This window comes from Acinetobacter sp. UBA5934 (genome assembly GCF_002430855.1).
GTDB lineage: Bacteria > Pseudomonadota > Gammaproteobacteria > Pseudomonadales > Moraxellaceae > Acinetobacter.
In genome coordinates this window covers 1-8,760 of the sequence record NZ_DJDC01000085.1, presented here as the reverse complement: position 1 = coordinate 8,760, position 8,760 = coordinate 1, and the positions used below count along the sequence as shown (strand labels likewise).

Annotated in this window: 5 protein-coding genes and 1 pseudogene; 3 read left to right on the top strand and 3 right to left on the bottom strand. The window is 40.8% G+C overall.

Annotation, left to right across the window (positions count from 1 at the left end; genetic code table 11):
* From B2Y23_RS06045 to B2Y23_RS06035, 3 genes and pseudogenes are all read right to left on the bottom strand, one after another.
* Positions 1-885, bottom strand: a pseudogene (locus tag B2Y23_RS06045) (NtaA/DmoA family FMN-dependent monooxygenase); the annotation flags it as partial.
* 159 nt (positions 886-1,044) lie between these two features.
* The gene (locus tag B2Y23_RS06040; RefSeq protein ID WP_291369619.1) at positions 1,045-2,412 is read right to left on the bottom strand and encodes an MATE family efflux transporter; all 1,368 of its coding nucleotides are present in this window, start codon (positions 2,410-2,412) and stop codon (positions 1,045-1,047) included.
* 120 nt (positions 2,413-2,532) lie between these two features.
* Entirely contained in the window at positions 2,533-3,687 is a 1,155-nt protein-coding gene (locus tag B2Y23_RS06035) for a methionine aminotransferase (RefSeq protein WP_291369617.1), read from the bottom strand.
* Between the two features lie 223 nt (positions 3,688-3,910).
* On the opposite strand from B2Y23_RS06035, the gene B2Y23_RS06030 reads away from it, so the two are divergent.
* Genes B2Y23_RS06030 through B2Y23_RS06020 form a run of 3 tightly spaced genes read left to right on the top strand, consistent with a single transcriptional unit; the run spans position 3,911 to position 8,704 of the window.
* Positions 3,911-6,775: a type VI secretion system Vgr family protein gene (locus B2Y23_RS06030; protein ID WP_291369615.1), complete on the top strand. Its 2,865-nt coding sequence runs from the start codon at positions 3,911-3,913 to the stop codon at positions 6,773-6,775.
* Positions 6,775-8,358: a hypothetical protein gene (locus B2Y23_RS06025; protein ID WP_291369613.1), complete on the top strand. Its 1,584-nt coding sequence runs from the start codon at positions 6,775-6,777 to the stop codon at positions 8,356-8,358. Before B2Y23_RS06030 ends, B2Y23_RS06025 begins: the two co-directional genes overlap by 1 nt.
* Positions 8,342-8,704, top strand: coding sequence for a lysozyme inhibitor LprI family protein (locus tag B2Y23_RS06020; protein ID WP_291369611.1), 363 nt, complete (start codon positions 8,342-8,344; stop codon positions 8,702-8,704). The genes B2Y23_RS06025 and B2Y23_RS06020 overlap by 17 nt, the downstream gene beginning before the upstream one ends.
* Positions 8,705-8,760: the final 56 nt, after the last annotated feature.

Below are 8,760 nucleotides of genomic sequence, written 5' to 3'. Positions count from 1 at the left end.
ATATTTTTCTTGCGCTTCCTGTTCGGTTTTAGCGACAAAAACCGATACACCCGGCATGATTTTCAGGTCATCAGCCTGACGGCCATATTTAGCCAAACGCGCTTTCACATCACGGTAGAAAGCCTGGGCATCGCTTAGGTCTTGCTGGGCAGTGAAAATCACTTCGGCATATTTTGCAGCCAGTTCACGCCCATCTTCCGACTGGCCAGCTTGCACAATCACAGGATAACCTTGCGGCGGACGAGGCACATTCAGTGCACCCTGTACATTAAAATATTTGCCTGTATGTAGTGGTTCATGATGCTTGGTTGCATCAAAGAATTGACCGCTTTCTTTATCATAAAGGAAAGCATCATCTTCCCAGGAATCCCAGAGTTTTTGCGTCACCTCAATAAATTCATCGGCGCGTTCATAACGAACTTTAGCATCCGGATGGGCACTAAAACCAAAGTTACGCGCTGTATCAGCTGAAATGGTAGTGACCACGTTCCATGCGGCACGACCTTTGCTGATATGGTCTAAAGAGGCAAATTTACGTGCCAAAAGGTAAGGTTCTTCATAAGTGGTTGAGGCCGTGGCAATAAAGCCGATATTTTTGGTCACGGCAGAAATGGCCGCAAATAAAGTCACCGGTTCAAAGCCAACCACCTTGTCGCTATAACCAATACTTTGCTTGCTTTTAGACGCACCATGACTCCAGTTCACCGATAAGCCATCAGCCAGGAAGTAGGCATCAAATAAGCCTTGCTCGGCGGTTTTTGCCAGTTCTATGGCGTAATCAAGACTTAAATGATCGTGTGGACGCGACTGTGGATGACGCCAACCTGCGGCATGTTGCGAGGTGGTAGGAATAAAAGCCCCCAGTTTAATTTGTCGTTTAGCCATGATCTTGCCCTGTTATCATCATTGATTTCCAAAAGATTTATAACAAGGAATCAAAAGCTTGAAAAATACGATAAAATTAAATCCTTATAAGGAATATGGGATAAGCTGATCCAACGCCAGCCTGCACTTTTATCACTTCTTTTAAACCACTGACATTTTCTAAATTAAAGCTTTTACGGTTTTTTTCTTCCAGACAAACTGATAATACAGTCCTTGTAGAATACATAGGCAGACAAAGGCCAGAGCGTAGGCATACCAGATGCCTTGCAAGCCCCACCATCGGCTGAACAAATAGGCGCACGGCACTTCAATGCCAATAATGGCAGCAATATTGATGATCATGGGAACAGTTACGGTACCACTAGCACGCATGATGGAAGCAAAAATGGCACTCGCACCAAAAAAGATAATTGACCACAACACAATAAATAACAGTTGCTGTCCCAGTACAACCACCGTCGGGTCGGTGATGAACAGTGCCATCAGATATTTTGAGAACAGATAAGCCAAAGCCACCAGTCCACCGGTAATGACGATATTCATAAGGAGCGCCGTACGCGTAACTCGGTTGAGTAAATCCGATTTTCCGGCCCCAATCGCTTGAGCGGCAAAAATCGACGCGGCAATAGAAATAGACAGGGCGGGAAATTGAATGTAATTCAGCACCTGATTGACGGCACCATAGGCTGCGGTTGCATGTGAACCATAACGATTCACCAAGCCGACAATGACCAAGCCTGCAACGGAAGTCGTCACCATTTGAACCCCGGTTGGAATGCCGAGTCGCAGAATGATTATACTGAGTTCGCGTTGATGACGAATATGACTGAGCAGATGACGGTCCGGCTTAAGCGGATGATCTTTTTTATTAAGATACACAGCCAAAAAGATCAGTACCGCAAGGTAACCGACAATGGTGGCAATGGCAGGCGCGACAATGCCCATTTTCGGAAAGCCAAAATATCCTGCAATCAGTACCGGGGTAATGAATACGCCAATCAGAATAGTCATGCCGGATGCAATCAGCGGGGTGGTGCTGTCACCGACACCGCGTAAAATGGAAGTATAAATAATATAGATAAACAGCAATGGACTACCAGCAAGCATCCACTGTACATAAGGCAGGGATAGGTGCATGACGTCAGGATCTGTGCCTAAGGCAAGCAAGATATGTTCAGCAAAAAGCACCCCCAACAGGGCAATGATACTGCCGCCAATTACAGTCATAAACAGGGTTGAACCGACTACACAGCGGACTTTTTCAACATTTTTCGCCCCCCACGCCTGTCCAACCAATACGGTTGCACCTGCTGAGAGACCAATCACGAAAGCCATCAGACAGAACAAAATCGGGAAGAACACAGCCACTGCTGCAATGGCATTTACCCCCATCATTTGCCCAACAAAAACGGTATTAATCGTTCCTGAAAGATTTTGCAAAATATTGGTCGCAATCAACGGCAACAGGAAAATTAAAAAGGTTTTCCATAATTTCTGTTGAGTGAGCAGTGATTGATGTTGAGGCATTGAACGTCCTGTAAAGATATTTTTATCATTTTCAGATTTAAGCTAACCCTAGCTGAATTAGCCTAAAATAGCCTTAGCTTTTAAGTAACTGAGGCTGAGTTTTTATGGAAAATAATAAGTTTATACCGCAGATAAAATGGCAGTAGCCTGTTCTAGCGTTTCATCTTTCTTAGCAAAACAGAAACGGATTAAACGTAAATTTTCTGGTGGGCGCTGATAAAACACTGATATTGGGATAGCGGCAATACCGTGCTGTTCAGCCAGGAATTTACACATCTCGACATCATCCAGTTCGGGCCGGATAGCACTATAATTTAGGTTCTGAAAATAGGTGCCCTGTGACGGAGTAAAATGAAAGCGTGAATTACGCAGGCCGGAATTAAACAGGTCACGCTTATCCTGATAAAAGTCTGCAAGCCCTTCAATATGCTCAGGATGCTGTTGCATAAAAGTAGCCAGGGCCATTTGTACCGGCGTCACGCCGCAGAAGCTGACAAACTGGTAAATCTGGCGAAATATTTTCATCAGTTCTGGTGAGGCCACACAATAACCGGTTTTCCAGCCAGTGACATGGAAGGTTTTACCAAAGGAACCGACCACAATGCTGCGATCACGCAATTCAGGAAAAGACAGCGCCGAATAGTGCTTTTGGCCATCAAAGACCAGATGTTCATAGACTTCATCGGACAGCACTATAATATTTTTATCCCGAATCAATTCAATTAAATTTAACCAGTCCTGGCGTGACCAGATGGCACCGCTTGGATTGTGCGGGGTATTCACAACGATCATCCGGGTATTATCGTTAATGGCATCTTTCACCTGGTTCCAGTCCACGGAAAAATCCGGTGCAGTTAAGGCAATATGAACCGCTTTGCCGCCCACCAGCTGCACGCTCGGTCCATAACTGTCGTAGCAGGGATCAAAGATAATTACTTCATCACCGGCATGAATCAGAGCCTGAATGGCAACAAAAATAGCCAGGGTGGCTCCGGGCGTAATGGTGATTTCAGTCAGCGGATCAATCACCAATTGATCGCGTTTTAAAAATTGCTGGGCCAATTGTTCACGCAAGGAAATTAAGCCATCACCAGGTGCATACTGGTTAAAACCATCCAGAGTGGCCTGGCTTAAAGCTTTAAGTAGTGCCGGAGGAGCAGCAAAGTCGGGAAAACCTTGAGAAAGATTTAAGGCATTCAGACGCTGTGCCATCGCTGTCATCACGCTGAAAATAGTGACACCCTGTGCCGGTAGTTTGGAATGAATCTCAATCACGACCCGAACTCTTCAATATTCTTATGCTTTCCAGTTTAACAGCAAGCGTCTCACAGCAGAATCAAAGGATGAACTAAAGCTCTGCACTTTTTTAACTAATTTCATTCATTTAACTGAATAGCGCTAAGAGATAAAATTAACAAAAAACCTACTAGACGAAAAAAACAACATTTTCTAGAATGCGTCTCAAATTAAAATAAAGCTATAACAACAATAAATGATTATGTTTAAAAATATCCATACTGTCATGGAGGGGATGGGTTTAGGTGTGCAAAAGCGCGCCCTACATATCCAATTTTCTCATCAAGTGCTGAATTCCCAAGTTTTTATTCAACGCATTGAAGGACAACATCGCATCAATCAGGGGCTTAAGGCTGAACTGATTTGCTTGTCGACTAACGCACATATTCCGCTAAAACAATTTATTGGCGGCCAGGTGGCAGTTGATCAGGTAAACGATGCAGGCCAGCTGTCTCGAATCACCGGCATCATCACGGGAGCCAGCCAAGGTCAAAGTGACGGTGCACTCACTGTATATAAACTGACTCTTGAAGATGCGACTGCACTTTGGCACAAACGCCGTAACAGTCGCGTATTTATGAACAAGAGTGTACGGGATATCAGTGAAATCCTGTTTAAGGAATGGCAAACGAAAAGTGTCTTGTTTGCAGCCAGCTTAAGTTTAAATACTCAAGGTTTGAGCAGAGAATATGATGTGCGTCCTTTTGTGATGCAGGCCAATGAAACGGATTATGAATTTCTGACACGACTATGGCGCAGTGAAGGGATTAATTGGCTGATTGATGAAGCGGAACAGGTGGTAGCGACATCATCAGCTGCCATACAGCCACAGAAATTACGTCTAATTGATGAAAATTCTCAATATAGTGCTTTAAGCAGAAGATCGATCCGCTTTCACCGCAGTCATGCTACAGAACAATTCGATAGCATTACCAGTTTTATTGCTGAGCGTCATTTGCAGTCGACCGCTATTCAAGCTCAGCGCTGGCAAGCCAACAGTCTGTCTCAGGATCAAGCCAATACCCGGTTAAGCAATCATCAGCATAGTGATCTGCACGACAATGAAACCTTAAGTTTAGAGCAAGCCTGGAGCATCAGCCCGGCTTGGACTTCGGATTTAACTGGTACTGATCAAAGCACGGTTTCAGGCAGCCCACAGTTAGATAAATTCAATCAGCAGTTATCCCAGTATCAAGATTTGCAGTCCAAATATTTTACTGCCCAGAGTAGCGTACGTGATGCGCATGTCGGTTACTGGTTTGAATTGCTTGATCATCCGGAAATTGATCTGCATTCAGGGTCAGATAAAGAATTCCTGATTTTGGGTAAATCTTTTTATAACCAGAATAATTTGCCTAAAGACATGCTGCGCCAGTTAGAAACATTGCTCAGCTTAAGTCGTTGGCAAAATTCAGGCGAAGAGCGACAGGGTAATGAGTTATATCTGGTACGGCGCAATATTGCTGTAGTTCCTGAATATCATCCTGTGGTACATCGACCTCCTGCTTATCCGCAACGAGCCAAAGTGGTGGGTCCTGAAGGGGAAAGTATTTTTGTAGATGCCTGGGGACGCATCAAAGTACGTTTCTTGTTTACTCGTAGCGATGATCATAGTCACGATGGTGGCGCGGGCAGTAATGACAATGACACCGATTCAGCCTGGGTAGATGTGTTAACCCCTTGGGCAGGTGAAGGATATGGTGCACGTTTTCATCCGCGGATTGGTGAAATTGTGGTAATTGACTTTTTTGAGGGGGATGTGGATCGACCTTTCGTGGTGGGGCGGATTCATGAAGCAAAACGCCATCAAACCAAATTCGATCTGAAAGGTCAGTTACCCGAGACTAAAAAGCTCAGCGGTATCCGCTCGCAAGAAGTGGATGGAACCGGTTTTAACCAATTACGTTTTGATGATACTTGCGGACAGATCAGTACCCAGTTACAGAGTAGCCATGGTACCAGTCAGCTGAATTTGGGCAATTTGAGTCATCCTAAAGATCAAGAAACCAGTGAGGGCCGTGGTGAAGGCTTTGAGCTAAGAACAGATCAATGGGGCGCTGTTCGGGCGGGTAAGGGACTACTGATTTCGACTCATCATCAAGATCAAGCCAATGGTCATCATCTCAGTACAAATGAGGCAAAAGCTCAACTGCAATCGAGCCTGAATAATGCTCAGGCATTGAGTCAAGTTGCGGAAAATCAGCTAACGGATTCCTTAGACGTTTTAGAAAGGTTGAAGGCTTTTCTTGAGCAAATCGAGAGTGGGGAAAAAGAACAAGCAGATAGTTTTAAACAGGCTTTAATGCTATTGGCTGCACCCAATTCGATTGCCCTTGCAACAAATAAGGATATTCATATTTCAGCAGATCAACAGATTCATCATAGTGCGGGAGAGAGTATTAACTTCAGTACACAGAAGTCTTTAATTGGACATGCCAGTCAGAAAATTAGTCTTTTTGCTGCACAAGAAGGAGCAAAGTTATATGCAGGAAAAGGAAAGGTTGAATTACAAGCACAGGATGATGCCATTGAAGCCATAGCCCGTAAGGTTGTTAAACTAATTTCGACCGAAGATAAGATTGAAATAACTAGCCCTAAAGAAATTGTTCTGACTGCTGGCGGTTCACAATTAAAACTTAATGGGGAGGGTATTTTTACCACTACGGGTGGCAAGTTTGAAAGTAAGGCGGGGCAACATAGTTTTGGGGGAGGAGGGAAGGTGGTTGTGCCTCAGACCAGTCTGCCAATGCTTGAAACGCCTTATAGTAATCAGATGGATTACAGCTGGAATCGTTTTTCAGAGGGGGAAAAGGAAATTCTTATTGTTGATAAATCAGATGGAAAATTAATTAAAAATATTAAAAATGAGCTGGATAGCGAAAAAAATATGAGTTCCTTAAGGTTTTATACTCCACAACAAACAGAATTTACAGCATTGGGATTTAACTCTTTAAATACTTATTTAAGTCAGGATATCTCAAGTGATAATTGTGATGAGTTGATAGAAGAAATAGAAGAAGAAATTCTAGAAGAGGATGAAGTTTATACAGAAGAGGATTTTGATTAATGAGTAATTTAGTCACAATTTTTTCTAAATTCTATGATAAATCGGGTCAACGCATTATTAATCTAAATGTAAAGTCCCGTTATCAAGGATCAACCAGAGAGAACCAGCAAAAGACAGATGAAAAGGGGGTTTTCACCTTTCAGGCTTCTTCGAACAGAACAATCGAAATTTTAGCTAAACCACCGAATGCTAAAGAATATACGGTTTTTAAAATGATGAATTCATCTGTAAATTCATCTGCCAGTAACCCCATAAAAGTTTATTTACCAAAAACGATTGAAGAATATCGAAAAGAAAATATAAAAATCCCTCAGAGTAAAACAGTAAAGAATTATTTTAAGGTAGTTGATAGTAATGGAAAAGTGATGAGCAATTTTCCTATACAATCACGTCCTAAAGGGAAAAAGTCTTTTGAACGTTGTACCAATCAAGAAGGACTGGCAGAAATAGAATCTTCTCCAAATCGAGACATTGAAATTTTAGTTCTGACCTCGAATGATACATTTGTTTTAAAAAAATCTGTAAATTCTGGTAATGGTTCTAAACAGCCAATTCTTATTCAATTAGATGAACCTTACAATAATTTTAAAAGCTTATCGACGATTACGCTGCTGGATAGAAATGATAATAAATATAATATAGCAAAAACCAATGTTGAAATATTGGTTTTAGAGAGCAAAGACAAAAATCTAATTTCTGTTTCAAATGGAAAGCTTGCAGTTCGAGGTTATATTGGAAAATGGTTAAAAATAACAGTATATAAACCTGATGGTACGCCACTCAAATCGGTAAATTATTTACCAAAAAGAATAAAGGAAAGTTCAGTTAAGTTGCATTTAGATGTGGATGTCACGAATGGAAGTACTCAGCAAGATAAACCAAATATTAATAAAAATATTGAAAATAAACCATGTCCAAAAGAATGTATTATCGAAACAGTAACATTTAATACTGAACCAGGTCCTTATATTATTTCCATGCTGACTTGGAAGAAAATTTTAGAATTTGAAACTTACGAAGCTAAACCATACCAACCAGGGGATAATTCTAGTGGTGTTACAATTGCAATAGGCTATGATTTAGGACAACAAACAAAAGCACAGATTCAAAAAGATTTAGCATCATTTTATTCGGCAGAGCAAATTAATCGATTATTGACTGCACAAGGTAAAATTGGTGCTGTGGCAAGAGAACTGATACCAAAATTATCAGATATTACGATTACAAAAGATAAAGCTTTACGTTTAGCGACCGTGCTCAAGACTCGTTATGCTAATCAAGTTCTCTCTATTTATCCTGAAGCATTAAATCTTCATCCTCATTGTCAGGGAGTGTTACTTTCACTTGTCTTTAATCGTGGGCCTGGATTGAAGGATAAAAAAGGGCAGTTAACACGAAAGCATATGCGGCAAATTAAAGAAGCATTTAAAAATAATGAGATCGATACAATTCCGAATATTTTTAGAGACATGTCAAAGCTTTGGAATAAGACAGGGAAAAATGGGAATAGAGGGGTAGGAATACGTAGAAGGCAGGAAGCTGCTATATTTGAAGAAGGATTAAAATGTGATTGCTTTCAATAAAAAAATATTAATTTTTATATTATTAATTAGTTCAATAACATGTTTTGCTTATAGTCAAAAATGTGTTCCTGATAGCGTAATTTTTAATGATATTTTAGGATGTTATATAAACGAGTATAATAAATATGATAAAGAATTGAATGAATTATATGCTTATAAAATAAGTAAGCTGTCGAAAATTAAAAAAAATAAATTAAAAAATTCTCAACGGGAATGGATCAAGCTTAAGGAATCAATATGTGTAGCAGATGAAAAAAATTATGGAAGAGAAAGTCATTTTGATGCTATGCAATGTCAAATCGACATGACTAAAGAAAGAATATTATTTTTAGAAAAATATAATTGATTTATATATTGAACCATTAAAAAATGAGAAATAGCTTAATAAGATATTTCTCATTT

Excerpts from the sequence above, each read along its gene's own strand:
- B2Y23_RS06040 (WP_291369619.1), bottom strand. The coding sequence starts at position 2,412 with ATGCCTCAACATCAATCACTGCTCACTCAACAGAAATTATGGAAAACC.
- B2Y23_RS06030 (WP_291369615.1), top strand. The coding sequence starts at position 3,911 with ATGTTTAAAAATATCCATACTGTCATGGAGGGGATGGGTTTAGGTGTG.
- B2Y23_RS06025 (WP_291369613.1), top strand. The coding sequence starts at position 6,775 with ATGAGTAATTTAGTCACAATTTTTTCTAAATTCTATGATAAATCGGGT.